The sequence below is a fragment of the Bradyrhizobium sp. 613_E4_N2_2 genome, assembly GCF_052075995.1.
Lineage (GTDB): Bacteria > Pseudomonadota > Alphaproteobacteria > Rhizobiales > Xanthobacteraceae > Bradyrhizobium > Bradyrhizobium barranii.
The window spans coordinates 6,992,325-7,016,419 of record NZ_CP197234.1 but is presented as its reverse complement, the minus strand read 5'-3'; the positions used below and the strand labels follow the sequence as shown (position 1 = coordinate 7,016,419).

Here is a 24,095-nt window from a genome sequence, read left to right as displayed (position 1 = left end):
ACCGCGAAGGAGGGCTGGTGTACCTCCAGACCTCAACGAGAGCTCGACGGGACGCTCAAAAATGTCGCAGGATTCAGGTCTGATACAGGGACTGATGCAAGGCAAGCGCGGGGTGATCCTCGGCCTTGCCAACAACCGCTCGATCGCCTGGGGCATCGCCAAGGCATGCCACGCAGCCGGCGCCGAGCTTGCCTTCACCTATCAGGGCGATGCGCTCAAGAAGCGCGTCGAGCCGCTCGCCGCCGAGATCGGCGGTCTCGTGCTCGGCCATTGCGACGTCACCGATGCTGCCACCATCGACGCCGCCTTCGCAGTGCTGAAGGAGAAGTGGGGCAAGATCGACTTCCTGGTGCACGCGATCGCCTATGGCGAGCAGCTTGATGGCCGCTACGTCGACACCACGCCGGAGAATTTCTCCAAGTCGATGCTGATCTCCTGCTACTCGTTCACCGCCGTGGCGCAGCGCGCCGAGAAGCTGATGACCGATGGCGGCTCGCTCATCACGCTCAGCTATTACGGCGCCGAGAAGTGGATGCCGCACTACAACGTGATGGGCGTGGCGAAGGCTGCGCTGGAGGCCAGCGTGCGCTATCTCGCGGCCGATCTCGGCGAGAAGAACATCCGCGTCAACGCGATCTCGGCCGGCCCGATCAAGACGCTCGCGGCATCCGGCATCGGCGACTTCCGCTATATCCTGAAGTGGAACGAGAACAACGCGCCAATGCGGCGCAACGTCTCGATCGAAGACGTCGGCGGCAGCGCGCTGTATTTCCTCTCCGATCTCGCGCGCGGCGTCACCGGCGAGGTGCATCACGTCGATTCCGGCTATCACGTGCTCGGCATGAAGCGCCCGGACGCGCCGGACATCTCGTTCGGCGGCAAGGACTAGCTTATAAATCTGGAATGCCCGTGCCCACGATCTATTATCTTCGCCACGGTGAGACCGAGTGGAACGCGCTCGGGAGGCTTCAGGGCACCAAGGACGTTCCGCTGAACGCGCGTGGACGCGGTCAGGCCGTGCAGGCCGGCGGCGTGCTGGCGGATCTTTTCAAGCGCGACGGCAAGGACAAGGCGGCGTTACCCTATGTGTCGAGCCCGCTCGGGCGTGCACGCCAGACCATGGAACTCGCGCGCGGCAAGCTCGAACTGCCGCAGGCCGACTACGCGCTCGACGATCGCCTGCGCGAGATCGGCTACGGCAGCTGGGAAGGGCTGACGCTGGCCGAGAGCGAGGCGGCCGATCCGGACGTCTACGCCCGGCGCCTCGCCGACAAATGGACGGTCGGCCCCGCGGACGGGGAGACCTACGCCGATGTGCAGGTCCGCGTGCGGGCCTGGTACGACGAGCTCCGGACCGATACCGTTGCGGTCGCCCATGGCGGGACTTGCCGGGCCCTGATGGTTTCGCTCGGCCTTGAGACGCCGGCCAGCGCCGCCGAGCTCTATATCGAGCAGGGCGCCGTCTACGTCTTCCGCGACGGGCGGCTGGAGAAGTTTAGTTAGGCCGGTTCGCCGTCATCCACGGTGGCTATGGGTTTGACCCCCGGCCCCCCGCGCGTTACCACACGCCGGACCCGACCCAGCGAGCAGCGATGTCCTTCAACACTTTCGGCCACATGTTCCGCGTCACCACCTTCGGCGAGAGCCATGGGGTAGCGATCGGTTGCGTGGTCGACGGCTGTCCGCCCATGATCCCGCTCACCGAGGCCGATATCCAGCAGGATCTCGACCGCCGCCGGCCCGGCCAATCGCGCTTCACCACCCAGCGCCAGGAGCCGGACCAGGTCAAAATCCTGTCCGGCGTGATGGCGCATCCGGAGACCGGCGTGCAGGTGACGACGGGCACCCCGATCGGCCTGCTGATCGAGAACACCGATCAGCGCTCGAAGGACTATTCCGAGATCAAGGACAAGTTTCGTCCCGGCCACGCCGACTTCACCTACGAGGCCAAATACGGCCTGCGCGACTATCGCGGTGGCGGCCGCTCCTCGGCGCGCGAGACGGCAATGCGCGTCGCTGCGGGTGCGATCGCGCGAAAGGTGCTGCCCGACGTCAAGGTCCGCGGCGCGCTGGTGCAAATCGGCCCGCACAAGATCGACCGCGACAAATGGGACTGGGACGAGATTGCGAAAAATCCGTTCTTCTGTCCGGACAAGGACAAGGCCGCGTTCTTCGAGACCTATCTCGACGGCATCCGCAAGAGCGGCTCGTCGATCGGCGCGGTGATCGAGGTCGTCGCCGAAGGCGTGCCGGCAGGCCTTGGTGCCCCGATCTACGCAAAACTCGATTCTGATCTCGCGGGCGCGATGATGACCATCAACGCGGTGAAGGGCGTCGAGATCGGCGCCGGCTTTGGCGCGGCGGAGCTCACCGGCGAAGAGAACGCCGACGAGATGCGCACAGGCAATGATGGCACGCGCTTCCTCTCCAACCATGCCGGCGGCGTTCTGGGCGGCATCTCCACCGGACAGCCGGTGGTGGTGCGCTTCGCGGTGAAGCCGACCTCGTCGATCCTCCAGCCGCGCCTCACTGTCGATCGCAAGGGCGCCGACACCGAGATCTTCACCAAGGGCCGCCACGACCCCTGCGTCGGCATCCGCGCCGTGCCCGTCGGCGAGGCGATGATGGCCTGCGTGCTCGCCGATCATTTCATTCGGGATCGCGGGCAGGTCGGCCGGTAGGGCATTCGTGTCGCGGTACTAGCCCACCGCGCAGCTTGACGTCCCCACAACTTCGTCCGCAAATGCGGACATGCAAAACTCCGAGATCCAGCGCATCACCAACTGGCTGATCGACGGTGCGAGGTCGTCCGGGACCCCTTCCGAGATGATCGCCGAGGTCTGCGAGCATCTGGTCGCGGCCGGCCTGCCGCTGTCGCGGTTCGGCATCTTCATTCGCACGCTGCATCCGGAAATCTTCGGCCGCAACTTCATCTGGCGGCAGGGCCAGAAGGTCGAGATCGGCACCGTCGATTTCGAGATCCTGGAGACGCCCGAGTTCGCCCGGAGCCCACTCCGGATCGTGTTCGAGGAGGGGCTGGAGGTCCGGGGACGGATGGACGATCCGGACAGCAAGCGGTTTCCGTTCCTCGACGACATGCGCGCCGAAGGCGTGACCGACTACCTCGCGATGCCGATGCACTATCTCGACGGCTCGATCCATGCGACGAGCTGGGTCACGCGGCAGCCCGGCGGCTTCAGCGACGACGACATCGCGGCGATCCGGACCCTCGGGGCACCGCTTGCGCGCGTCAGCGAGATCATCAGCCTGCGCCGCACCGCCGAGATGCTGCTCGACACCTATGTCGGCAACCGTGCCGGCGCGCGCATCCTCGGCGGCCAGATCCGCCGCGGCCACAACGACACCATGCAGGCCGCGATCTGGCTCTCGGATCTGCGCGGGTTCACTGCGCTGTCGGACCGGCTGCCGGCCGAGACCGTGGTCGAGATCCTCAACCAGTATTTCGACTGCCAGGTCACCGCGATCCGGGGCCATGGCGGCGAGGTGCTGAAATTCATGGGCGACGGCCTGCTCGCGGTGTTCCCGATCGACGAATATGTCGGCGATGCCGCCCATGTCTGCACCCGCGTGCTGGAGGCCGCGCGCGAATCCCGCGCCAGCGTCGAGGCGCTCGCTTTCCCGGTCGGCGACATCGTCGAGCGCTTCCGCTTCGGCGTCGCGCTGCACGTCGGCAACATCCTCTACGGCAATATCGGCGGCGGCAACCGGCTCGACTTCACCTGCATCGGCCCCGCCGTCAATCTCGCGGCAAGGCTGGAGAAGATCACGGGCCGGCTGGGGCGGACCGTCGTGGTCTCGGAAGTCTTCGCGAACGCCTGCCGCCATGACTGGCGCGAGCTCGGCGAATTTCCGATCGCGGGATTTTCCAAGGCGCAGCGCGTGTATGGGCTTGCCGAAGAGACGCCGGTGGTGATGGCCTGAAAGTCGATGCATGATCCCGCATGTGAGACGATGGGTATGCTTGGCACTCTTCCTGTTTCTGGCAGCCTGCGGGTTCGTTCAGGACGACGCGATTGACGGTCCCTATCGTCTCGTCGCCGTCGACACGGATGACGACATGACGCTTTGCCGCTCCGTCGGCACGGATGGAACTTGCGTTGGCGACGGCCTCCCGGAGCCTACGGTCTTTCAGGCCGGCGCGAACGCCCAGTACATCGTGTTCGCTCGCCATCCATGGACATCGGGAAAGCGACCGGACCGCTCCGTCACGGAGTTTTACTACATCTCGCGAAAAGCAAACGAATGGGACGTTGCGGTGCGGGTTTTCGTGAGCGGCCCCTTCACTGAATCTGAATACCTGGAGGAGAAGCGGAGGCTGCAGCTTCCGGAGTTCAGCAAGGTCTTTGCCAGGTTGAAGTAGCTTGCGACCAGATCATCACAGCAGCCTCAGGCGTGGCTCGCGAGCAGCGAAGCCCTATTCCTCGGGCTCCGTCGTGAACAGCAGCGGATAGCCCTTGGCGCGGCCGGCGTCGGTGGCGCGGGTGGCCTTGGTTTCGGCGACGTCCCTGGTGAACACGGCGACCACGCAGGCGCCCAGCTTGTGCGCGGTGATCATGACCTTGTAGGCCTGATCCTCGGTCATGCGGAACTCGGCCTTGAGGATCATCGTGACGAATTCGCGTGGCGTGAAGTCGTCGTTGATCAGGATGACCTTGTGCAGCTTGGGCCGCTCGACCTTGGTCTTCGTCCTGGTTTTAGGCTTGGTAACGGTGTCGTTCATTCCGCCTCCCGGAAACGGCGGGCTCGGTTCAGCCGCGGTGCTCAGTGTGCGGTCCTCTCACCATATTGTAGGACCTGCACCTTCTCCAAGGTGATCAGGCCGCTCGACATCATGCCATCCAGGATGGGCAGGAATGCGTTGATGCTGTCCTCGCTGTCGACGATCTCGATCAGCAGCGGCAGGTCTTCCGACAGCCGTAGGATCTTCGAGGTGTGTAGCCGGCTCGACTTGCCGAACCCCATCGGGCCGCGCAGCACGGTGGCGCCCGCGAGATGCCGCTCGCGCGCCGTCATCACGATCGCTTCGTAAAGCGGCTTGCCGTCGAAATGGTCGCTCTCGCCGATGAAGATCCGGAGCGAAACAGCCTGATTGGGGATTTGCATGGTCAGCTCCTCGTCAAGCGGTTGTAGCGGCTTGCCATCATATGGCCGAGCCACACGGAGACCAGCCAGCAGATGACGGATGCCGCGATATAGGCGAGTGCCGTGTATTTCATGCCGCCGTGGAACAGGCGGAAGGTCTCCAGGCTGAAGGCCGAGAAGGTGGTGTAGCCGCCGCAAAACCCGGTCATGACGAATTGCCGGTGCTCGGGCCGCGCCAGCATGCGGCCGTCGGGGCCGGTCAGCGTTGCGTAGAAGCCGATGATGAGCGATCCCGTGGCATTGATGAACAGCGTCGCGACGGGGAAGCCCGGGCCGGTGTCGAGCACGAGGGAGACGAAGTAGCGCGCGAGGCCGCCAAGGACGCTGCCGAAGGAAACCCAGGCATAGAGCATCGTGCTGCGCCAGCGGTCGGTGGAGGAGGGAACGGTCATCCGCCTCTAGCCTCCAAGACCGTCAGCGAGGACAAAGCCGAAACTGACGGCGGCAAGGCAAAGCCCGACCGAGAGCGCGACATTGCCGAGCGCATGCATCGGCTCGCCGTTGCGCGCCAAGGTCAGCGTTTGCAGGCTGAACGAGGATACCGTGGTGTAGCAGCCGAGGAACCCGGTCACCGCGAACAGCCAGGGATTGGGGGAGGCGAAGATCGAGCCGGGATGGGTTGCCAGCGCGCCGAAAATGCCGATCAGGAAGGCGCCGGTGATGTTGATGGTCATGGTGCCCCAGGGAAAGGTCTCGCCCAGCCGCCGCGCGATCGCGCCCGAGACGAAATAGCGCGCGCAGCCGCCGAGAACGCTGCCGATCACGATTGCGATCACTCCGCTCAACACGACGAACGCCCCTCCATCATCATTTGTCCTCCGCTGCCAGACCATTGCCGACGGCGAGCAGCCCTGCGAGCGCGACCAGCGCGAAGCCGAGCCCGGCCAAAAACGTGCCTGCCGGACCGTAGGCATCCCACAGCGCGCCGGCGATCACGCTTGCTGCCAGCAAGGCCAGTCCGGTGAACAGGTTGAAATAGCCGAATGCGGTGCCGCGCAGGCTCGGCGGCGCGGCGTCGGCGACGAGGGCCGACAGCAGGCCTTGGGTCAATCCCATGTGCAGCCCCCACAGCACGACGCCGAGCGCGAGGCCCGCGAGGCTAGGCAGCAGCGCGAGCGCGAGGTCGGCGGCCGCGAGGAAGACGAGGCCGAGCGCGAGCAGGCCGGTCCGGTTGATCCGGTCCGACAGCACGCCGGCGGGATAGGCCGACAGCGCATAGACCACGTTCATCAGCACCAGCACCGCCGGCACCCACATCGCCGAGAGACCGATGTTCTGCGCGCGCAGGATCAAGAAGGCCTCGCTGAAACGCGCGAGCGTGAACACCACGCCGACCGAGACGACGCGCCAGTACACGGATCCGAGCTGCCGCATGGCGGAGGTGTTCAGCGGATTCTTCGTAGTCTCCCGGCTTGGGTCCGGCTCCGGCTCGCTCACCGCGAATGCGATCAGGCCGAAAGACAGGAAGGCCGGCAGCACCGCCACCCAGAAGACAAGGGCAAAATTATCTGCCGTCCACCACATCAGGCCGATCGCCACGAGCGGTCCGACGAATGCGCCGATGGTGTCGAGCGACTGCCGCAGGCCGAAGCTCGCGCCGCGCAGACCCGCAGGTGCGATATCGGCGATCAGCGCATCGCGCGGTGCGCCGCGAATACCCTTGCCGACGCGGTCGATGAAGCGCGCGGCAATCAGCCAACCGACGCTGGGGGCAAGCGGGAACAGCGGTTTTGTCAGCGCGGCTAGGCCGTAGCCGAGCGCCGCGAGGAGCTTGCGCCGGCCGAGCCAGTCGGACAATGCGCCGGAGAAGATCTTCGTGATCGAGGCGGTCGCCTCCGCAATGCCCTCGATGAAGCCGACCGTCAGCGTGGAGGCCCCGAGCACAGTGACGAGATAGACCGGCAGCAGCGCGTGGATCATCTCGGAGGAGACGTCCATCAGCATCGAGACGAAGCCGAGCACCCAGATCCCCCTGGGCAGCCCCGCACGCGCAGCATTCGGTGTCGTCGTCGTCACGCCCTGACCTTCGCCTTCAGGCAACAAAAAACCCGCCATCGGCGGGTTTGTCCATGCTCCCGCCAAAGGCCGAGGCTTTTGAGATTGCCCCTCCTCGAGCAGGAGTCATCAGCCCACTACGGTCACAGGCCGACGGGCGGTTGTCGGGGGACTCCATCCCCATCTGTACATCCAACCTAGCATGGAAATCGCACCGGACAAGTGGGCGGGGAACGTCTGTCTTCGGCTCGATGCTGCTGGACGCTCCGGAATGATGGCGTGAGCGATCGCGCATGTCCCCGTGGCGCAAGCGCGGCAACACGGCGGCAGCTTTGCGTGACGTGCGCATTCCCAACTCGCGAATTCCTAACTGGAATGTGAAGCGCAAGCGATCTTCGGACTTTGCGGCAAGGCGATTGCATGTCACCATCGCGTCATACGACGGGAGACTGCGATGCGCATGCTGTTCTCGATCGGGGCTGTGCTGGTGGCCGGCGTACTCGCCGGAGGGGATGTCGCGGGCATCGCGGCACCAGGGCCCAAATTTGAACCGAGCAAGAGTTCGCCACAACGGCTAGCGGCCGATCGGGACGCGCAGACGGTCGATGTCGAGCTGGTCCTCGCGGTCGACGTCTCCTACTCCATGGACATGGATGAACTCGCGATCCAGCGCGAAGGCTATGCGCAGGCGATCCAGTCGAAGGAATTCCTCCAGGCGCTGAAGCTCGGGCCGAATGGCCGGATCGCGGTGACTTACTTCGAATGGGCCGCTTCCAGCGATCAGAAGATCATCATCCCGTGGCGGCTGGTCGACGGACCGGAGACGGCGGACGCGGTCGCCGCCGAGATCTTGAAGACGCCGATCCGGCGCGCCTCGCGCACCTCGATCTCCGGGGCGATCACGTTCGCGATGCCGTTGTTCGACGAGGATCCCTATCGCGGCTTGCGCCGCGTGATCGACATTTCCGGTGACGGCCCCAACAACAATGGCGGCCCGGTCACGGCGGCGCGCGACGCCGCGCTCGAGAAGGGCATCGTCATCAACGGCCTGCCGATCATGGTCAAGGAGCCGTCCTATTCGACCATGGATATCGACAATCTCGACTACTATTACGAGGACTGCGTCATCGGCGGTCCCGGCTCCTTCGTCATCACGATCAAGGATCGCGAGAAGTTCAAGGAAGCGATCCGCACCAAGCTCCTGATGGAGGTCGCGGGCCGCATGCCGGAGCGCCCCGTGAGGCGCGTTGCCGACAAGGAGCCACGGGTCAGCTGCTTGATCGGCGAGAAGATCTGGTCGGACCGCTGGGGGCGCTGATCCGCACCACCCCGAATGAGACCTTTTGCCCTGTCCCGCCCGCGGTCGAATTTAACCACGCGTTAACTGCTGCGTGGCCCTAATCGGCCTGCTTCCGGTTGTTTCCGGATAAAGTTCTGACTTCGCCGTCCGGCGCGCGAACAGAAGCGGGTCTGTCAGACAAATCCGCCGAGCAATCCAATGGCCATCGTCACATCGAGCACCAGCCAGATTTCGCCCGCCAACGAGCGGGTGTATCACCAGAGCAGTCTGGTGGGTGACTGGAAGGGCAATTGGGCAGGCAACAACCAGGCCGTCGGCTTCAAGGTCGTGAACATCCGCGGGGCCAGGGCCCAGATCGAGTACACCCATAACGGGCACACCGAGCGCGGTATCGGCGAGGTCAATGGTGCAACGATAAGCTACGGCAACGTCACGGTCGGCACCAAGGACGGCAAGAACCTGGTGCTCCTGTTCTCCTCGGGCGTTGGCAAGCAGAGCGCGACTTTGCAGAAACAGGCGCCGGCAGGTTCCGACAGCATCCTCATGGGAAGCTGGGGCGGCTATTCCGCCGACATCGGCAAGAGCGCGAGCTTTCGCGTGCTGGCCATCAACGGCAAGGAGGCGACGGTCAGCGTCACCACCGACGGTATCACCCGCCAGGGCACCGGCTACGTCTACAGGAACGTCATCATGTTCGGGCAGTCGCAGATATCGACCGACAACGGACAAAACGGCAAGATCATCTATCAGGTCGGCTCCAAATCCTTCACTGTGCCGGTGACGAAATATCCGCCTGCGGATTCGTCGTCCTCGGTGGACAGGACGGCCTGAACGTCAGCCTCCCTGGGCGGCCGGCGGCCCCCTCACCATTTCGGCGCCCGCTTCTCCACGAACGCCCTCAAACCCTCCTGCGCTTCGTCCGACGTCGCGACATTGCAGAAATCGTCCACTGCACTTGCGATGCTGCGCCGGTAGTCGAGATCGATCTGGCGCATGAAGGCGGCGCGGCCCATCCGCAGCACGGCGGCCGACTTGCCGGCGAATTGCGCCGCGAGCTTGATCACCTCGGCGTCGAGCTCGGCATCGGCAACGACGCGGTTCACCACGCCGAGCTCGCGCGCCTCCGCGGCGGTGAAGACGCGGCCGGTGAACAGCAGCTCGAAAGCGCGATGACGTCCGACGATGCGCGGCAGATGCGCGTAGTGGATCGCGGGAATGACGCCGACGTCGATCTCGGGATAGCCGAACGTCGCGCTCTCGGTTGCCAGCACCACGTCGCAGGACACCGCCATGGTCATGCCGCCGCCGCGCGCCGCGCCTCCGACCGCGGCGATCGATGGCTTTCCGAGCCCATACTGGGCGTCGTAAAGGTCGATATAGAGCGCCTGGAGGAATTCGCGGATCTCGGCGCCGGATTTCCCCAGCAGGATGTCGAGGTCGAGGCCGGCCGAAAAGCGCTTGGCGATCGCGCTCGCCAGCACGACAACGCGTGCTTCCGGATCGTTCGCCGCGCGACGCAGGGCCGCGACCACCGCACGGATGACTTCGAGGCTCAGTGCATTGACAGGCGGGCGGCGCAGCGTGATGCGGGCGATGTTGCCTGCGCGTTCGTAGGCGACTGGATTGTCAGATGTCACCGGGTTCTCCATGCTTTCGGGAAACGTGCGGCATCGATCGCGGTGGTGGCGCGGTTATTTCGCGTCGAGCGGCGGCAGCGGCGGGACGCTGTCGTTCGGCGCTTCCGCCTTGTTCGGCGACAGCTTACGGTGCGGCTTGGGCCGTGCAAGACCTCCAGCGCGCATGTTAGACTGCGTGCATGAGATTGCTTGCCGGATGGAGGGACCAATGACCGACGAACACCCGATGATGGCCGGCTCCGCCACCGTCTTCGTCGTGTCCGACATCACAGCCAGCCTCGCCTATTACCGCGATGTGCTCGGCTTCGAGGTCACCTTCGAATACGGTCAGCCTCCGTCCTACGCCTGCCTCTGCCGCGACGAGGTCGGCCTGCATCTGCTTGCGGCGGGGGTAACGAAGCGGTTGCCCGGGCACGGCGGCATCTGCATCTTCGTCAGGGACGTCGATCAGGTCTATGCCGAACTATCGGGACGCGGTGCCAGGCTGCTCAACCGGCCGGAGGACCGCGACTATCGTATGCGCGATTTCGACGTCGTCGACGCCGACGGCAATCAGCTCACGTTCGGTATGGGAACGGACGACGCGGCCTGACATCGCCGGCCGCGCGCGTCCGCCGTTGCATCAGATCCGGGCCTCCAGGATCAGGTTGAAGGGTGTTTCGGCGGCGCGGCGGAAGCGCGACAGGCCGCCTTCGCTGGCGACCTTGCGCAGCCTTGCCTCGCCGGCTTGAGCGCCGAGCGCGAGGCCGACCTCCTGATCGAGCGAGGCCGGCGTGCAGATCATGGTCGATGCCGCATAGTAGACCCGCCCGACAGGATTGAGATTGTCTTCGAGGCGGTCGCCTGCGAACGGCTCGACCAGCATGCAGGTGCCGTCCTTGGCCATGGTCTCGCGCACGTGGCTGATGGCGCCGACGGGATCGCCCATGTCGTGCAGGCAATCGAAGAAGCAGACGAGATCGTAGCCCTCGGCCGGATAGGTCTTCGCCGAGTGAACCGCGAAGCTGACACGATCGCCCAGCTTCGCCTCAGTGGCCGCCTTTCGTGCGGCCGCGATCGAGCCCTCGTGATAGTCGAAGCCGTAGAAGCGGGAGTTCGGGAAGGCCTCCGCCATCAGCCGGGTCGAGACGCCGTGCCCGCAGCCGACATCGGCGACCTTGGCGCCGCGCTTCAGCTTGTCTACGACGCCTTCGAGCGCGGGCAGCCACTCCTGCACCAGATGATGCATGTAGCCGGTGCGGAAGAACCGGGCGGTGCCGCAGAACAGGCACTCGCTGCGACGATTCCAGCCGACGCCCTTGCCGGACTTGAATGCGTCCGTAATTTTCGGCTCGTCGAGGAACGCCGCGGCAATGACATTGCCGACCGCGCCGAGGAAGACCGGGCTGTCCTCATCGGCGAGCGCCAACGCCTGCTCCGGCAGCATCGAGAACTTGCCGGAAGTGGAGTCGTATTCGACGTAACCAGAAGCCGCCTGGCTCGCCAGCCACTCGCGGACGTAGCGTTCGTTCGTTCCGGTGGCGCTTGCGAGTTCGGCAGAGTTCATGGGTCCCTTGGCGGCGAGGGCGCGGTAGAGGCCGAGCTTGTCGCCCAGCAGGACCAGCGATGCGTTCATCGCCGCACCGACCTCGGTGATCATCTTGCCCATAAAGGCATTCAACCTGTCGGAATCGACCTCCATGACAGCCTCCATGTTGTGTCTGGCATTTTCAAAGGTCTGCGCAATTGCGTCTTGCCGGACTGCCCCGGCCGATCAGGATCGAGGCGACGGCTCGCGTTCGCGCGTCCTCTATGTGGGTCAATCCGTCGCGCAGGAGGTTCAACACGTCGGGATAACGTAATTTTGGAACTCGATGGCGCGACCACCGGCATCGCGTCACTGGTATTCGCGTGGTCCCCGGCGTATAATTTCCGCACTTTTTTGACGGTCACCTGAATGTTCAGCCTTGCACGTTCCTGCGGTCTCGCAACTCTCTTCGTGGTGCTCTGCCTCGGCGGAGCGCCGGCTCATGCGCAAGTCGCGCCGCTGCAATATTGGATCCCGGGCGGGCCTTTCGGCTTTGGCGGCAGCGCCGGCCAGAGCTCCGATGGCTACGGCAATTTTCCGAGCTTCAAGGGTGGCGATGCCAACGCGGGCTATGATTTTCGTCCCGGTTTCTTCGTCGGAAGCGAACGCGGCAACCTAGGCCTGGGCGGACTCAGCCAGCCTGCGCCGGCCGGCAATTTCAGCGCGCTCTCCTACGATGGCACGCAGTTCGGTTACAACTACAAGACCGCGGGCGGCATGCCCGTCACGTTCTTTGCCGGGTTCGACACGCTGAAATACAATGGCGGCATCGGCAGCTCGCTCGCCCCGCTCACCTCCGGCGCCTCGCCCGGCTACGGCGCTTTCGCGGGTGTCGAGTTCAAGCCGACCCCCAACCTCAGCCTGTCGTTCGGCGCCGGTTTCACCCAGCAGCAATCGGGACGCATGGACAGCGACATCAATTCGTCAATGCTGCCCGGCGAGTCACCGGCGTTGGGCGGCTTGCGGCGTTGAGCGCTCACACGTCCGTTTCGCCGCCCGCTTGACCGCGGCCGCGTTGGCCTACGACAAGCCGGCCACCAGCGGGCGTTGCAGGTGCTTCGCCATCAGCTCTGCCGCCTCGGCGTAACGCCGCGTTTCCAGAACCTCGAGCAGGCGCAAATGCTCGCGCACGTGCCGCCGCATACCGTCGCGGTCGGCGAAGCTGCGATAGGCGAACAGGCGTCTGATTGAATTCACGCGCCGGAGCGATTCAAGAAAGAAGGGATTGCCGGCGCCGCGAATGATCTCCTCATGGAATTCGCAACCGGAAAGAAAGACCTCGCCGATCGTCATCTTCTCGAGCTCGCCTTCGAACACGCGCAGCTGGCGCTCGCGCAAGCGTGCAATCACCTCCTGCGGCAGCGCAAAGCCGGGCTGGGCGATTGCCGCAGGTTCGATCACCGCGCGAAACGCCATGGCCTTGGCGTGAGCTTCGGGGTTCGAGACCGTCTCCGCGAAGCGCCAGCCATAGCCCGGCAGGCGTGCAATCCAGCCCTCGGCAGCGATCCGGTCAAGCAGCCGCTGCAACTCGGCCCGGCTGAGGCCATAGCGGCGCATCAGCTCCGCCTCGGTGACGTCAGCCGGCAGTCGGCTTGCGAGCACGTCGCCTGCGATGGACGTATAAACCTGTTCGCTGCGCCTGACCGCCGCGAGGGCTGGCTGGGCTGCGCCGCTGGTCGGATGCTTGGCCAGCACGAACCCGCGATGTGGCTCGCCGCGCGCGAGCCCTGCCGCTTCCAGAGCCTTGAGGCCGAGCCGGATCGGCGCGCGTGAAAGATCGAGCGCATCGGCAAGCCGCTGTTCGATCAAGCGATCGCCAGCCTTCATGCCTTCGCGTCGGGCGAGCGCCATGATCAGCCCGGCGAGGTGCTCAGCGCGCTCGGAACCGCCTTTGCTTGAAGCGGGCGGTCGGGAATTGTCGGAGGCGGTCATTGCAGTGCACGCGGATTTTGAGCTTGACAGATTGTCCCACGGATTGTTCTTTTACGCAATAATATACAATCGAACCAGGGAGAGCCTGATGGCGCATGCGCCGGATGTCCTGATTTGCGAGGTCGGCCCCCGCGATGGACTGCAAAACCTGGACGTGTTCGTTCCCACCGAAGCCAAATGCGCGCTGATTGATACGATCGCCGCCGCCGGCATGCGCGAGATCGACGCGGGATCCTTCGTGCCGCCGAAGGTCGTGCCGCAATTCGCCGATGTCGATGCGGTGATGGCGCACGCGCTCGCGCCCAGGACCGCGACCATCGGTGCACTTGTGCCGAACGTGAAGGGCGCCGAGCGCGCCATCGCCGCCGGTGTCGACGCCGTCTACTTCGTCATCTCCGCCAGCGAGACGCACAACCGCGCCAATGTGCGCCGCTCGATCGAAGAGCAGCTCGACGGGTTTCGCGCGGTCCGCGCCGCGATCGACGCCTCTCCGGCGGGCCGGCGGCCGCACCTGATGGGCGCGATCGCCACCTCCTTCGGCTGCTCGCTGGAGGGCGAGGTGAGCGAAGCGGCGGTGTGCCGGGTCGCGCGCGCCTTTGCCGAGGCCGGTGCCGACGAGATCGGGCTCGCCGACACCGTCGGCTACGCCACCCCGAAACTGGTCAGGCAGATCGTCGAAGCCGTCAGGCGTGAAGTCGGATTGCAGATGACGCTGCGGCTGCATCTGCACGACACGCTCGGTGCTGGCCTCGCCAATGCCGTCGCCGGCCTCGACGCCGGGATCCGGCGTTTCGACGCCGCGGTATCAGGACTTGGCGGCTGTCCGTTCGCGCCTGGTGCCCGTGGCAACATCGTCACCGAGGATCTCGTGTTCATGCTGGAACGCATGGGACTTTCGACCGGCATCGACCTCGATCGCCTGATGCAGACGCGCGAGATTCTGGCCCGCCATATCCCGGCAAAACATCTGACCGGGCACCTGCACGAGGCCGGAATTCCCAAGGTGCTGCGGAGGGCGGCATGACGGCGGCGGCGCCCGAGGCGGCAACGGAGCTCCGTCCGCTCGCCGGCCTTCGGGTCATCGAGTTCAGCCAGATGGTGATGGGGCCGAGCTGCGGCTTGATCCTCGCCGATCTCGGCGCCGACGTGATCAAGGTCGAGCCGCCCAAGGGCGACCGCACCCGCTACTTCAAGGGACCGGCTGCCGGCTTCTTCGCCACCTACAGCCGCAACAAGCGCAGCATCGCGCTGGATACGTCGACCGCGGAAGGCCAGACCATCGCGCGGCGGCTGATCGAGAGCAGCGACGTCCTGATCGAGAATTTCCGACCCGGCCTGCTGAAGCGGATCGGTCTCGACTACGAGTCGGTTGCCGCTTTTGCGCCACGCCTGATCTACTGCTCGCTCAAAGGCTATTTGCCCGGCCCCTACGAGAATCGCCTCGCGCTCGACGAGGTCGTGCAGATGATGGGCGGCCTTGCCTACATGACGGGCCTGCCGGACCGGCCGATGCGCGCCGGCGCCTCGGTCAACGACATCATGGGTGGCATGTTCGGCGTGATCGCGATCCAGGCTGCGCTGGCCGAGCGGCAGCGCACCGGCCGCGGTCGCTACATCCAGAGCGCGCTCTACGAGAACAACGTGTTCCTGATGGCGCAGGCCATGATGTGCGAGGTGGTCAGCGGCCAGCCCTCGATCCCCTATTCGATCAAGGACAGCCCCTGGCCGGTCTACGATCTCTTCGACACCAGGGACGGCTCGAAGCTGTTCGTCACCATCGTCGGTGAAGAGCAGTGGGAGGCGTTCTGCCGCGCCTTCGATCGCGAATCCTGGCTTGCCGATCCGCGCTTTGCGACGAGCAACGACCGCGTCGACCATCGCGGCTGGCTGATTCCGGAGATCGCGAAGATCTTCAAGCAATGGGACAAGGCCGATCTCGCGGCGCGCCTCGAGCAGCTCGATCTGCCCTACGCGCCGGTGAACAAGCCCGGCGATCTCTTCGACGACCCGCATCTGAACCAGTCGGGCGGGCTGACCAACATTCACCTGCCTGACGGCGGCGAGGCAAAAACGCCGCTGTTGCCGATCTCCATGGACGGCCGCCGGCTGCCCAACCGCTACGATCCGCCGCAGATCGGCGAGCAGACGCGCGAGATCCTGGGTGAGATCGGCGTTTCGTCGAGCGAAATCGAAACGCTGCGAAAGGCAGGAACCATTCGGATCGCGCCTGGGCCGTCCTGACGAACGGATCGATCAAACAAGAATCAACGGAGGAGCACATGAACATCACCAGGCGCCAGGCGCTGATCGCGGGCTCCACATTGGCCGGCGCGTCGATGCTGCCCGGGCAGCTCCGCGCCGAGACCAAGCAGGTATCGCTCGCCTTCGGGCCGGTGTCGCCGGTCTACGCCATCGGCATGATTGCCGAGCTGAAGGGTTACTTCAGGGACGAAGGTCTCGACTCCAAGCTCGTCACCGGTAACGCCGGCACGTTCGGCCGTCAGACGCTGGCGGCGGGACAAGCCGTGTTCGCGCATGGCGATGCCAGCCACCCGCTCCAGCTCAGTGCGCGCGGCAAGCCCTGCAAGATCCTGCTCGCGACGGAGATGGTGTGCTCCTACGCCAACATCGTGGTCCGGCAGGACCTTTACGACGGCGGTATCAATTCGGTCGAGAAGCTCGCGGAGCACAAACGGCCTGACGGCGCCAAGCCGATCGTCGCGGCCACCGCGATCGGGTCGGGCACCTGGGTGTTCGGCACCTATGTGTTCGAAACGCGCGGGCTCGGCGACAGGGTGAACTGGGTCGCCGGCGGCGGGCCCAACACGATGTTTCCGTCGCTGCAGACCAAGCAGTTCGACGCAATCATGGCGCCGCCAAGCTGGATCGTCGAGGTCGAGAAGAAGGGCTTTGGCAGGACGATCTACGACACCTCCAAGCCCGGCGTATTCGAGAAGGATTTCGGCGGAACGCTGCCCGTGCTGGTGATCTACACGCTCCAGGACACGATCGAGCAGGACAAGGCGACGGTGCAGGCCTATGTGAATGCGATCCACCGCGCGATGGCTTTCGTGAAGGCGACGCCGCTCGCGGACGTGCAGGCACTGGTCACGCCGAAATATTTCTCGGGCATCGACCCCGATGCGGTCAGCGCCGAGCTCGGCTTCGACAAATCGACCTGGGCCTATGACGGCGTCATCGACAAGTCCTCGTTCGAACGCGGAGCCAAGCCCTGGTACCGCAAGGGAACGGATATTCCCGAGACGAAATACGAGGATGTCGTCGACATGAGCTTCCTCCAGGCGGCCAGAGCGAAATACAAATGATCGCCGCGCCAAGCCCGGGATTCGCGCTCGCGCGAGACGAGGTTGAGAGAGCGGAGACGCGAACCCGCATCGCGGTGCGAGGTCTCGCCAAGCGCTTCAACGCGTCGGGCCGCGAGTTCGTGGCGGTCGATGACGTTTCCTTCGAGGTCAAGCAGGGCGAGTTCGTCGCGCTGCTCGGTCCGTCCGGCTGCGGCAAGAGCACCATTCTCAACATGGTCGCGGGGCTATTGCCGCGCTCAGGCGGACGCATCCTGATCGATGAGGACATGGTTGAGACCGGTAAGGTCAACCCCAGGGTCGGCTATGTCTTCCAGCGCGACACACTGTTTCCCTGGCGAACCGTGGAGCAGAACATCGGCTATGGGCTGGAGATCGCGGGGCTGCGAAGGACCGAGCGCGCCGGGCGCGTCGCTTCGGCCGTCGAGAAGGCCGGGCTCTCCAGCTTTGCACAAAGCTTCCCCAGCACGCTGTCCGGCGGCATGCGCCAGCGCGTCGCCTTGATGCGCACGCTGATCATGGAGCCCGAGATCCTGCTGATGGACGAGCCGTTCGGCGCGCTCGACACCCACACCAAGCTCGAGATGCACAAGACGCTGCTGGAGATATGGGAACGCGAGCGGCAGACCGTGCTGTTCGTGACCCACGATCTCGGCGAGGCCTTGACCTTGGCGAGCCGCATCATCCTGCTCTCGGCGCGGCCCGGGAGGCTCAAGGAAGATTTCGACGTCGCGATCCCGCGGCCGCGCGATCCCGTGGACGTCCGCGAGACCGCCGAATTCGGCCGCCTCTACTCTCACATCTGGCATTCCCTCGGCGAAGAATTCCGCCGCACCAGGGCCGAATGATCATGTCCAACAGCCGTAGCGCCGTCCTGTTCTGGCAAGTGGCCATTCTCGTGGTGGTTCTCGTCGTCTGGCAGTGGGGCTTCGAATGGAGCAAGGCGCTGTTGCCGAAGGCCTATGTGCCGAAAATCCTCGATCCGTATTTCGTCGCCAAGCCGTCGTTGATCTGGCAGAGCTTCCTGCGGCTCGGCTGCTTTGCCGATCCCGCCGGCTTCGCCGCCTGCATCAACGGCAACGACAACAATCTGTGGCTCGCCACGCTCGTCACGCTGAAGAACACCTGGTGGGGTTTTCTTTTCGGGTCCGCGAGCGGAATCGCGGCCGGCCTGGTCCTCGGCCGTTCGGACTTCCTGGCCCGCGTGTTCGGGCCCTATGTCGTGGCGCTCAACTCGATACCGCGCATCGCGCTGGTACCGCTCGTCATCCTGATCTTCGGCCTCGGCGATCTCTCCAAGATCGCCACTGCCTGGCTCGTCGTGTTCTTCGTGGTGTTCTTCAACACCTTCGAGGGAACGCGTGCGGTCGACCGCGACCAGATCGCCGCTGCCCGTCTGCTCGGCGCCAGCGAATTCATCGTGCTGCGCACGGTCGTGATCCCTTCCGCACTGGCCTGGGTGTTCGCGTCGCTGTTGCCGGCGGTGTCTTTTGCGCTGATCGGCGTCATCGTTGGTGAGTTCATCGGCGCCGAGCGCGGGCTCGGCAAGCTCATCATCGAAGCCGAGGCGCGCGCCAATGCCAGCGAGATGATGGTCGCCATCTTCGTCATGATGTTCGTCGGAATCCTGTTGGCGATCGCGGTGCGCTCGCTGCAGTCCTACTTGCTGCGATGGCAGCCGCAATTCGAACCGTCGGCATAGCAGTCTGGAAGGGTTCGGACGGTGAGCGGCAGGTAGCGCGTCAGCGCGTGAACCGCGCCACCAATTCCACATGCGGCGTGTGGCGGAACTGATCGACCGGGACAACGGTCTCGATCCTGTAGCCGCCGTCGATGAGGAGCCGGGCGTCGCGAGTGAAGGTTGCGGCGTTGCACGACACCGCGATCACGACGGGTACCTTGCTCGCAGCGAGTTTCAGCGCCTGCGCCTGCGCGCCCTGGCGCGGCGGGTCGAACACCACGGCGTCGAAGTCGCGCAGCTCCGGCGGCACCAGCGGGCGGCGGAACAGGTCGCGCGGTTCGGCCTTGATCGGTTTCAGCCCTGGTGTGCGCGCAGCCTTCACGAGCGCGGCGACGGCGCCGGCGTCGTTGTCATAGGCGGTGACGCGCGCCTTCTCGGCGAGCCTCAAGGCAAACGGGCCGACGCCGCAGAAGAGGTCGAGAACCTCCTTGGCCTTGCCGACACGCTCGGCGACGAGCGACGCCAGCGTCTCCTCGCCCGCGACCGTTGCCTGCAGGAACGAGCCCGGCGGCAGCGTCACCTCGGCGCGGCCCATCCGTACCGTCGGCGGCAAGCGTTGCAGCACCAGTTCGCCGTGCCGCGTCAGCCGCGCCAGCCGATGCAGCTCCGCAACGCGCGAGAGCGCCGTGACCAGCGCCGTCGGCAGCGGGCCGGAGCCGCGCACGTCGACATCGAGGCCGTTGGCGGTCGCGGTGACCTGGATGTCCAGCGAATTCGTCGCCGCCATTCTGGACATCAGGGATTCGGCAAGCGCCCAGGCGGCATCGAGCGCACCCTCGAGCCCGGGATCGAGGATCGGGCAGCGATGGATCGGGATGACGTCGTGCGAGCTCGCCGCCGAGAAGCCGACCTTGAGGACGTCATGCGTGCCGAACCGGCCGTGCAGCGTGACGCGCCGGCGCCCCGCGCCATGGGCATCGACCAGCGGCGCCACCTCGCAATCGATGCCGGCCTGCGCCAGCGTCTCGACCACGATGCCGCGCTTCCACGCGTGATAGGGCTCAGCCGCCCAGTGCTGGATGGCGCAGCCGCCGCAGACGCCGAAATGCGGACAGAACGGCTCGATGCGATCGGGGCTGGCGACATCGACCGCGAGCAGCTTGCGGCGGTCGGGATGGCTGCCGGCGACGTGGTCGACCTCGACGGTCTCGCCGCCAAGCGTGTAGGGCACATAGACGGCATCGCCCGCTGCGAGCGAGACGCCGTCGCCGCGATGGCCGACGTGATCGATCCTCACGCGCTCAACCACGGCGCGCGCCCAGGAAGAATTCGATATTGCCGTCACCGCCGGTGATCTGGGAGGGGAACACCTCGATGTCGGTGCAACCGAGCGAAGCGGCAAAGACCGCGATGTCGTCGCAGATCTCCTGATGCACGGCGGCGTCGCGGATGATGCCCTTCTTGTTGTGCTTCCTGTCAGCCTCGAATTGCGGCTTGATCAGTGCCAGTAGGCTCATCGGCGCGGCTGCCAGTGACAGCGCCACGGGCAGCACCGTCTTGAGCGAGATGAAGCTGACGTCGATGACGACGACGTCGGGCCGCGCCGGCAGCCGTTTGCCGTCATAGCTGCGGATGTCGGTCTCCTCCATCGACACGATTTTGGGATGGTCGCGCAGCGAGGGATGCAGCTGGCTGGTGCCGACATCGATGGCGAACACCAGGCTGGCGCCGTTCGCCAGCAGCACCTCGGTGAAACCGCCGGTGGAGGCGCCGACATCGAGGCAGACATGGTCCTCGATCTCGATGGGGTAGCGCTCCAGCGCGCCGGCCAGCTTGACGCCGCCGCGCGACACATAAGGATGCGCAGGCTCGGCCACGATCACCGCGTCCTCGGCGATCGTCTCCGAGGGTTTGGCGACCTGCTTGTCGTCGGCGGTGACGAGCCCGGCCTCGATCGCCGCGCGCGCCCGCGCCCGGCTCTCGAACAGGCCGCGCTCGACCAGCAGAACATCCGCACGCTTGCGGGCAGGGGACATCGGATCTCCGGAGGCGACTGAAGCGTCGAAGCGTCTATGTAGCGATCAATCGCGCGGCCGCCATCCGGACGCAAGCCTCGAACGCGGCCAGATCGTGCCAGACGTCGATCGGCATCTGCGCCGGCGTCACCAGCGGGCAGCCGTGCAGCTCCAGCGCATGGATCATCATGAGGTTGTCGACGAGGCCAAAATCCTCGACCGTCAGCCCCTGTGCATCGACCAGCCGTCCGTCCTCGGAGGTCACGTCCATGAAGCGGCCGACGCGGTCGGCATAGACGGCGCCGTCGTTGGAATAGGCCAGGCAAAACTTGCGGCGGCCGGCCATGTAGCCGAGCTCATAGACGGTGCCGGGGTCGGCGCCGGCACCGCGGAACGGGGTGAGGTTGGCGATGATGGCATCGGCTTCGTCCATCATCGCCTCGTTGCCGCAAAAGATCTGCCGCGAGGCGTCGGGCGAGGTGAGATCGATGGCGTTGTCGAGGGGATAGAGGCCGGTGAGCCCGTGCGCCGCGCAGATCGCAGCCTTTTGCCGGCCGATCTCAACCGCATCCGGCAGGAACACGTCGGGCCCTGCCAGATAGATTTTCATGAAGGTCGCGCTGGTTCGCGAAGGTCGAAGCTCGCCGTCAGGCGAGCTTGACCGTCTCGGTCTTGACGTCCTTGCCCAGCGCCTCGAACACCTTGGCGACGATGCCCTTGGCGTCGAGACCGGCACGGCCGTACATCGCGGCCGGCGTGTCGTGGTCCTGGAACACGTCGGGCAGCACCATCGAGCGGAACTTGACCATGCCGCCGTCGAGCGCGCCCTGATCGGTCAGGTACTGCGCGACATGCGAGCCGAAGCCGCCGACCGAGCCTTCCTCGATCGTGATCAGGATCTCGTGGTCGCGGGCGAGCTTGAGAACCAGCTCGGTGTCGAGCGGCTTCATGAAGCGCGCATCGGCGATCGAGGTGGAGAGGCCGTGGGCGGCGAGTTCGTCGGCCGCCTTCTCGCATTCGGCGAGGCGCGTACCGAAGGAGAGCAAGGCGATCTTGCTGCCTTGGCGAATCATGCGGCCCTTGCCGACCTCGAGCGGAACGCCGACTTCGGGCATCTCGATGCCGCGGCCTTCGCCGCGCGGATAGCGCAGCGAGCTCGGACGGTCGTCGATCGCGACCTGGGTCGCCACCATGTGCACGAGCTCGGCTTCGTCGGCTGCGGCCATGATCACCATGTTCGGCAGGCAGCCGAGATAGGCGTTGTCGAACGAGCCAGCATGCGTCGCGCCGTCGGCGCCGACGAGGCCGGCGCGGTCGATGGCGAAGCGGACGGGCAGGTTCTGGATCGCGACGTCATGCACGATCTGGTCGTAGCCGCGCTGCAGGAAGGTCGAGTAGATCGCGCAGAACGGCTTGTAGCCCTCGCTCGCAAGACCGGCGGCGAACGTCACCGCGTGCTGCTCGGCGATGCCGACGTCGAAGGTGCGGTCGGGGAAGGCCTTGTTGAAGATGTCGACGCCGGTGCCCGACGGCATCGCCGCGGTGATGGCGACGATCTTGTCGTCCTTCTGCGCTTCCTTGACGAGGCTCTGGCCGAACACGTTCTGGTAGGCCGGCGCATTCGGCTTGGCCTTGGCCTGGGTGCCGGTCGCGACGTCGAACTTGACGACCGCGTGATACTTGTCGGCGGAAGCTTCCGCCGGGCCGTAGCCCTTGCCCTTCTGGGTCACGACGTGGACCAAGATCGGGCCGGTCTCCATGTCGCGCACGTTCTTCAGCACGGGCAGCAGATGGTCGAGGTTATGACCGTCGATCGGGCCGACGTAATAGAAGCCGAGCTCCTCGAACAGCGTGCCGCCGTCCATCATGAAGCCGCGCGAATATTCCTCGACGCGGTTGGCGCGGTTGGCGATGATCTTGGGCAGGCGCTTGTTGATCTGCTTGGCCGCATCGCGCAGCGTGCGATAGGTCTTGCCGGAGTAGAGGCGCGACAGATAGGCGCTCATGGCGCCGACCGGCGGCGCGATCGACATGTCGTTGTCGTTGAGGATCACGATCAGGCGCGAGTTCATGGCGCCGGCGTTGTTCATGGCTTCATAGGCCATGCCGGCTGACATCGCGCCGTCACCGATGACGGCGATAACGTTGTTCTTGCCGCCGGAAAGGTCGCGCGCGACCGCCATGCCGAGGCCGGCGGAAATCGAGGTCGAGGAATGCGCCGCGCCGAACGGATCGTAATCGCTCTCGCTGCGCTTGGTGAAGCCGGACAGGCCGCCGCCGGTGCGCAGCGTGCGGATGCGGTCGCGCCGGCCGGTGAGGATCTTGTGCGGATAGGCCTGATGGCCGACGTCCCAGATCAGCCGGTCGCGCGGCGTGTCGAAGACATAATGGATCGCGGTGGTGAGCTCGACCACGCCGAGGCCGGCGCCGAAGTGACCGCCGGTCACCGAGACGGCATCGATGGTCTCTTGCCGCAGCTCGTCGGCGACCTGGCGAACCTGCTCGATCTTGAGCTTGCGCAGGTCATCCGGCGTATGGATGGTGTCGAGAAGCGGCGTTTTACTGTATGCGTTCACGGCGATTTCCAATTTGTCAGCGCCGGAAGATCGTTCCGGTGCGCGATGGGTTTGCACAATATCGGCGCAGCGCGAGTCCTTAAACCGTCGGAGCCACCTGCATGGGGCAGGGCCCCGTCTTCAAGCTTAGGTGAGCCTAGGTGCGCTCCGGTTCAGTCCCTGTGATCCCTGTCACTTAGATCGGCTTCGTCCGTCCCAGCCAATTTCATTAGCAGTTTGAAGCGCTTGTCGTCGGTAATTTGTGCCCACGCAAGGCTTGCAAAAAGCCACACTCCGCGCAGCTTTACACCAAAGCTTGGGCCAAAGCCAACCCGCAGGGTCGTTTAGGGGTATGCACCTGCAACCCGCGGGCCAGCTTGGTTAATCTTGGCGCCGGCGGATGGGTTCCAGTCTTGCCCGGTTCCTCGCCTGCATTTTGGGCGAGAGGAAGGCCGTTTTGGCCAGATTCGCGAGCCCGAGAGGCCCTGGCCGGGGGAACTCTTCGATGTCAGTGCCTGGCCGCCGAGGGCTGTAAGCCCAAACAGCGGCGTGCGATCATGAAAAACTGCAGATGGCCGATGCTTGAGGCGGGCGGCTTGAAACGGGGACCTTACTGCACGTCGAGCGGTGCGGTGCCGGTGGCCTGGCCGCTGGCATCGGTGGTGATCTTGTCGACGCGTGCCTCGGCTTGGCGCAGCAATTCCTCGCAGCGGCGCTTCAGCGCCTCGCCGCGCTCGTAGATCGTCACGGATTCCTCGAGCGGCACCTTGCCGTCCTCGAGCCGCTTCACGATGGTTTCGAGCTCCTCGATGGCGCGTTCGAAGGTGAGCCTGGAGACGTCGACTTGGGTATTTTCGGCCATATCCGTTTCCGATTGCCCGCTTCACGTGAGAAAAAGCGCAGTTTTGCGGGCGTAATGTGGCGGGT

At 65.2% G+C, this 24,095-nt stretch carries 27 protein-coding genes and 1 riboswitch; of the genes, 14 read left to right on the top strand and 13 right to left on the bottom strand.

Translation table 11 applies throughout. The features are described from left to right. The first annotated feature begins 61 nt into the window (after positions 1-61). The 5 genes from fabI to AB7290_RS33170 all read left to right on the top strand — a co-directional run bounded on the left by fabI (position 62) and on the right by AB7290_RS33170 (position 4,381). Positions 62-889 (top strand): enoyl-ACP reductase FabI, encoded by an 828-nt coding sequence (fabI, locus tag AB7290_RS33190; RefSeq protein ID WP_085401290.1) that lies wholly within the window; start codon positions 62-64, stop codon positions 887-889. A gap of 14 nt (positions 890-903) precedes the next feature. Further along, on the top strand, positions 904-1,503 hold the full coding sequence (locus tag AB7290_RS33185; RefSeq protein WP_028148204.1) for a histidine phosphatase family protein: 600 nt from the start codon (positions 904-906) through the stop codon (positions 1,501-1,503). Between the two features lie 89 nt (positions 1,504-1,592). Next, positions 1,593-2,681 carry a chorismate synthase gene (aroC, locus tag AB7290_RS33180; RefSeq protein ID WP_071916063.1) on the top strand — a complete coding sequence of 363 codons (1,089 nt, stop codon included), beginning with the start codon at positions 1,593-1,595 and terminating at the stop codon, positions 2,679-2,681. A gap of 70 nt (positions 2,682-2,751) precedes the next feature. Next, on the top strand, positions 2,752-3,942 hold the full coding sequence (locus AB7290_RS33175) for an adenylate/guanylate cyclase domain-containing protein (protein ID WP_085401289.1): 1,191 nt from the start codon (positions 2,752-2,754) through the stop codon (positions 3,940-3,942). A 40-nt stretch (positions 3,943-3,982) separates the two neighbouring features. After that, positions 3,983-4,381: a hypothetical protein gene (locus AB7290_RS33170; protein ID WP_085401288.1), complete on the top strand. Its 399-nt coding sequence runs from the start codon at positions 3,983-3,985 to the stop codon at positions 4,379-4,381. Positions 4,382-4,435: 54 nt separating this feature from the next. Here AB7290_RS33170 and clpS read toward each other — a convergent pair whose 3' ends face one another. Genes clpS through AB7290_RS33145 form a run of 5 tightly spaced genes read right to left on the bottom strand, consistent with a single transcriptional unit; the run spans position 4,436 to position 7,218 of the window. Next, positions 4,436-4,741, bottom strand: coding sequence for an ATP-dependent Clp protease adapter ClpS (gene clpS / locus AB7290_RS33165; protein WP_014497217.1), 306 nt, complete (start codon positions 4,739-4,741; stop codon positions 4,436-4,438). A 41-nt stretch (positions 4,742-4,782) separates the two neighbouring features. Next, a complete protein-coding gene (locus AB7290_RS33160; protein ID WP_085401287.1) occupies positions 4,783-5,124 on the bottom strand; it encodes a DUF190 domain-containing protein in 342 nt (113 codons plus the stop codon). Between the two features lie 2 nt (positions 5,125-5,126). Next, positions 5,127-5,555, bottom strand: a complete 429-nt coding sequence (gene crcB, locus AB7290_RS33155) for a fluoride efflux transporter CrcB (protein WP_085401286.1) — start codon at positions 5,553-5,555, stop codon at positions 5,127-5,129. Between the two features lie 6 nt (positions 5,556-5,561). Further along, complete coding sequence (gene crcB / locus AB7290_RS33150) at positions 5,562-5,996, bottom strand: fluoride efflux transporter CrcB (protein WP_085401285.1); 435 nt, start codon at positions 5,994-5,996, stop codon at positions 5,562-5,564. Beyond that, a complete protein-coding gene (locus AB7290_RS33145; protein WP_244623381.1) occupies positions 5,971-7,218 on the bottom strand; it encodes an MFS transporter in 1,248 nt (415 codons plus the stop codon). The genes crcB (AB7290_RS33150) and AB7290_RS33145 overlap by 26 nt, the downstream gene beginning before the upstream one ends. Positions 7,219-7,271: 53 nt before the next feature. Continuing rightward, positions 7,272-7,349: riboswitch (Fluoride riboswitch) on the bottom strand. A gap of 263 nt (positions 7,350-7,612) precedes the next feature. Here AB7290_RS33145 and AB7290_RS33140 point away from each other — a divergent pair. Continuing rightward, a complete protein-coding gene (locus tag AB7290_RS33140; protein ID WP_085401284.1) occupies positions 7,613-8,476 on the top strand; it encodes a DUF1194 domain-containing protein in 864 nt (287 codons plus the stop codon). Positions 8,477-8,656: 180 nt separating this feature from the next. After that, positions 8,657-9,289, top strand: a complete 633-nt coding sequence (locus AB7290_RS33135) for a hypothetical protein (protein ID WP_071916058.1) — start codon at positions 8,657-8,659, stop codon at positions 9,287-9,289. Positions 9,290-9,321: 32 nt separating this feature from the next. Here the strand turns inward: AB7290_RS33135 and AB7290_RS33130 are convergent, their stop codons facing one another. After that, positions 9,322-10,095: an enoyl-CoA hydratase/isomerase family protein gene (locus tag AB7290_RS33130; protein WP_085401329.1), complete on the bottom strand. Its 774-nt coding sequence runs from the start codon at positions 10,093-10,095 to the stop codon at positions 9,322-9,324. 208 nt (positions 10,096-10,303) lie between these two features. Here AB7290_RS33130 and AB7290_RS33125 point away from each other — a divergent pair, with 208 nt between their 5' ends. After that, complete coding sequence (locus AB7290_RS33125; RefSeq protein ID WP_085401283.1) at positions 10,304-10,687, top strand: bleomycin resistance protein; 384 nt, start codon at positions 10,304-10,306, stop codon at positions 10,685-10,687. Between the two features lie 30 nt (positions 10,688-10,717). Here the strand turns inward: AB7290_RS33125 and AB7290_RS33120 are convergent, their stop codons facing one another. Beyond that, the gene (locus tag AB7290_RS33120; RefSeq protein ID WP_085401328.1) at positions 10,718-11,776 is read right to left on the bottom strand and encodes a class I SAM-dependent methyltransferase; all 1,059 of its coding nucleotides are present in this window, start codon (positions 11,774-11,776) and stop codon (positions 10,718-10,720) included. Between the two features lie 255 nt (positions 11,777-12,031). On the opposite strand from AB7290_RS33120, the gene AB7290_RS33115 reads away from it, so the two are divergent. Continuing rightward, a complete protein-coding gene (locus AB7290_RS33115) occupies positions 12,032-12,634 on the top strand; it encodes a hypothetical protein (protein WP_085401282.1) in 603 nt (200 codons plus the stop codon). A gap of 48 nt (positions 12,635-12,682) precedes the next feature. On the opposite strand, the gene AB7290_RS33110 is transcribed toward AB7290_RS33115, so the two are convergent. Beyond that, positions 12,683-13,513, bottom strand: a complete 831-nt coding sequence (locus tag AB7290_RS33110) for a GntR family transcriptional regulator (protein ID WP_071917648.1) — start codon at positions 13,511-13,513, stop codon at positions 12,683-12,685. 169 nt (positions 13,514-13,682) lie between these two features. Here AB7290_RS33110 and AB7290_RS33105 point away from each other — a divergent pair, with 169 nt between their 5' ends. Genes AB7290_RS33105 through AB7290_RS33085 form a run of 5 tightly spaced genes read left to right on the top strand, consistent with a single transcriptional unit; the run spans position 13,683 to position 18,619 of the window. Beyond that, positions 13,683-14,618 carry a hydroxymethylglutaryl-CoA lyase gene (locus AB7290_RS33105; RefSeq protein WP_441254237.1) on the top strand — a complete coding sequence of 312 codons (936 nt, stop codon included), beginning with the start codon at positions 13,683-13,685 and terminating at the stop codon, positions 14,616-14,618. Further along, the gene (locus AB7290_RS33100; protein WP_085401281.1) at positions 14,615-15,835 is read left to right on the top strand and encodes a CaiB/BaiF CoA transferase family protein; all 1,221 of its coding nucleotides are present in this window, start codon (positions 14,615-14,617) and stop codon (positions 15,833-15,835) included. The genes AB7290_RS33105 and AB7290_RS33100 overlap by 4 nt, the downstream gene beginning before the upstream one ends. 38 nt (positions 15,836-15,873) lie before the next feature. Continuing rightward, on the top strand, positions 15,874-16,920 hold the full coding sequence (locus AB7290_RS33095) for an ABC transporter substrate-binding protein (RefSeq protein WP_085401280.1): 1,047 nt from the start codon (positions 15,874-15,876) through the stop codon (positions 16,918-16,920). Then, a complete protein-coding gene (locus AB7290_RS33090) occupies positions 16,917-17,765 on the top strand; it encodes an ABC transporter ATP-binding protein (RefSeq protein WP_085401279.1) in 849 nt (282 codons plus the stop codon). Before AB7290_RS33095 ends, AB7290_RS33090 begins: the two co-directional genes overlap by 4 nt. A gap of 2 nt (positions 17,766-17,767) precedes the next feature. Beyond that, positions 17,768-18,619 carry an ABC transporter permease gene (locus AB7290_RS33085; RefSeq protein ID WP_166353707.1) on the top strand — a complete coding sequence of 284 codons (852 nt, stop codon included), beginning with the start codon at positions 17,768-17,770 and terminating at the stop codon, positions 18,617-18,619. A 40-nt stretch (positions 18,620-18,659) separates the two neighbouring features. Here the strand turns inward: AB7290_RS33085 and AB7290_RS33080 are convergent, their stop codons facing one another. The 5 genes from AB7290_RS33080 to AB7290_RS33060 form a co-directional block, all read right to left on the bottom strand. Beyond that, the gene (locus AB7290_RS33080) at positions 18,660-19,907 is read right to left on the bottom strand and encodes a class I SAM-dependent RNA methyltransferase (protein WP_441254236.1); all 1,248 of its coding nucleotides are present in this window, start codon (positions 19,905-19,907) and stop codon (positions 18,660-18,662) included. Continuing rightward, positions 19,900-20,634 carry a TlyA family RNA methyltransferase gene (locus AB7290_RS33075; RefSeq protein WP_085401276.1) on the bottom strand — a complete coding sequence of 245 codons (735 nt, stop codon included), beginning with the start codon at positions 20,632-20,634 and terminating at the stop codon, positions 19,900-19,902. Before AB7290_RS33075 ends, AB7290_RS33080 begins: the two co-directional genes overlap by 8 nt. A 34-nt stretch (positions 20,635-20,668) precedes the next feature. Beyond that, positions 20,669-21,223 (bottom strand): nucleoside 2-deoxyribosyltransferase, encoded by a 555-nt coding sequence (locus tag AB7290_RS33070; protein ID WP_085401275.1) that lies wholly within the window; start codon positions 21,221-21,223, stop codon positions 20,669-20,671. Positions 21,224-21,260: 37 nt separating this feature from the next. Beyond that, positions 21,261-23,189 carry a 1-deoxy-D-xylulose-5-phosphate synthase gene (gene dxs / locus AB7290_RS33065; protein ID WP_028148183.1) on the bottom strand — a complete coding sequence of 643 codons (1,929 nt, stop codon included), beginning with the start codon at positions 23,187-23,189 and terminating at the stop codon, positions 21,261-21,263. A 589-nt stretch (positions 23,190-23,778) separates the two neighbouring features. Further along, complete coding sequence (locus AB7290_RS33060; protein WP_008132970.1) at positions 23,779-24,030, bottom strand: exodeoxyribonuclease VII small subunit; 252 nt, start codon at positions 24,028-24,030, stop codon at positions 23,779-23,781. Positions 24,031-24,095: the final 65 nt, after the last annotated feature.

Bases quoted from the DNA above. Each gene is read 5' to 3' on its own strand.
- AB7290_RS33085 (WP_166353707.1), top strand. From the start codon at position 17,768: ATGTCCAACAGCCGTAGCGCCGTCCTGTTCTGGCAAGTGGCCATTCTC.
- AB7290_RS33090 (WP_085401279.1), top strand. From the start codon at position 16,917: ATGATCGCCGCGCCAAGCCCGGGATTCGCGCTCGCGCGAGACGAGGTT.
- AB7290_RS33060 (WP_008132970.1), bottom strand. From the start codon at position 24,030: ATGGCCGAAAATACCCAAGTCGACGTCTCCAGGCTCACCTTCGAACGC.
- crcB (WP_085401286.1), bottom strand. From the start codon at position 5,555: ATGACCGTTCCCTCCTCCACCGACCGCTGGCGCAGCACGATGCTCTAT.
- AB7290_RS33110 (WP_071917648.1), bottom strand. From the start codon at position 13,513: ATGGCGCTCGCCCGACGCGAAGGCATGAAGGCTGGCGATCGCTTGATC.
- AB7290_RS33145 (WP_244623381.1), bottom strand. From the start codon at position 7,218: ATGGCGGGTTTTTTGTTGCCTGAAGGCGAAGGTCAGGGCGTGACGACG.
- AB7290_RS33070 (WP_085401275.1), bottom strand. From the start codon at position 21,223: ATGAAAATCTATCTGGCAGGGCCCGACGTGTTCCTGCCGGATGCGGTT.
- AB7290_RS33160 (WP_085401287.1), bottom strand. From the start codon at position 5,124: ATGCAAATCCCCAATCAGGCTGTTTCGCTCCGGATCTTCATCGGCGAG.
- AB7290_RS33135 (WP_071916058.1), top strand. From the start codon at position 8,657: ATGGCCATCGTCACATCGAGCACCAGCCAGATTTCGCCCGCCAACGAG.
- AB7290_RS33120 (WP_085401328.1), bottom strand. From the start codon at position 11,776: ATGGAGGTCGATTCCGACAGGTTGAATGCCTTTATGGGCAAGATGATC.
- AB7290_RS33095 (WP_085401280.1), top strand. From the start codon at position 15,874: ATGAACATCACCAGGCGCCAGGCGCTGATCGCGGGCTCCACATTGGCC.
- AB7290_RS33100 (WP_085401281.1), top strand. From the start codon at position 14,615: ATGACGGCGGCGGCGCCCGAGGCGGCAACGGAGCTCCGTCCGCTCGCC.
- AB7290_RS33115 (WP_085401282.1), top strand. From the start codon at position 12,032: ATGTTCAGCCTTGCACGTTCCTGCGGTCTCGCAACTCTCTTCGTGGTG.
- AB7290_RS33140 (WP_085401284.1), top strand. From the start codon at position 7,613: ATGCGCATGCTGTTCTCGATCGGGGCTGTGCTGGTGGCCGGCGTACTC.
- aroC (WP_071916063.1), top strand. From the start codon at position 1,593: ATGTCCTTCAACACTTTCGGCCACATGTTCCGCGTCACCACCTTCGGC.
- AB7290_RS33175 (WP_085401289.1), top strand. From the start codon at position 2,752: ATGCAAAACTCCGAGATCCAGCGCATCACCAACTGGCTGATCGACGGT.
- clpS (WP_014497217.1), bottom strand. From the start codon at position 4,741: ATGAACGACACCGTTACCAAGCCTAAAACCAGGACGAAGACCAAGGTC.
- fabI (WP_085401290.1), top strand. From the start codon at position 62: ATGTCGCAGGATTCAGGTCTGATACAGGGACTGATGCAAGGCAAGCGC.
- AB7290_RS33125 (WP_085401283.1), top strand. From the start codon at position 10,304: ATGACCGACGAACACCCGATGATGGCCGGCTCCGCCACCGTCTTCGTC.
- AB7290_RS33105 (WP_441254237.1), top strand. From the start codon at position 13,683: ATGGCGCATGCGCCGGATGTCCTGATTTGCGAGGTCGGCCCCCGCGAT.
- AB7290_RS33075 (WP_085401276.1), bottom strand. From the start codon at position 20,634: ATGTCCCCTGCCCGCAAGCGTGCGGATGTTCTGCTGGTCGAGCGCGGC.
- AB7290_RS33185 (WP_028148204.1), top strand. From the start codon at position 904: ATGCCCGTGCCCACGATCTATTATCTTCGCCACGGTGAGACCGAGTGG.
- crcB (WP_085401285.1), bottom strand. From the start codon at position 5,996: ATGGTCTGGCAGCGGAGGACAAATGATGATGGAGGGGCGTTCGTCGTG.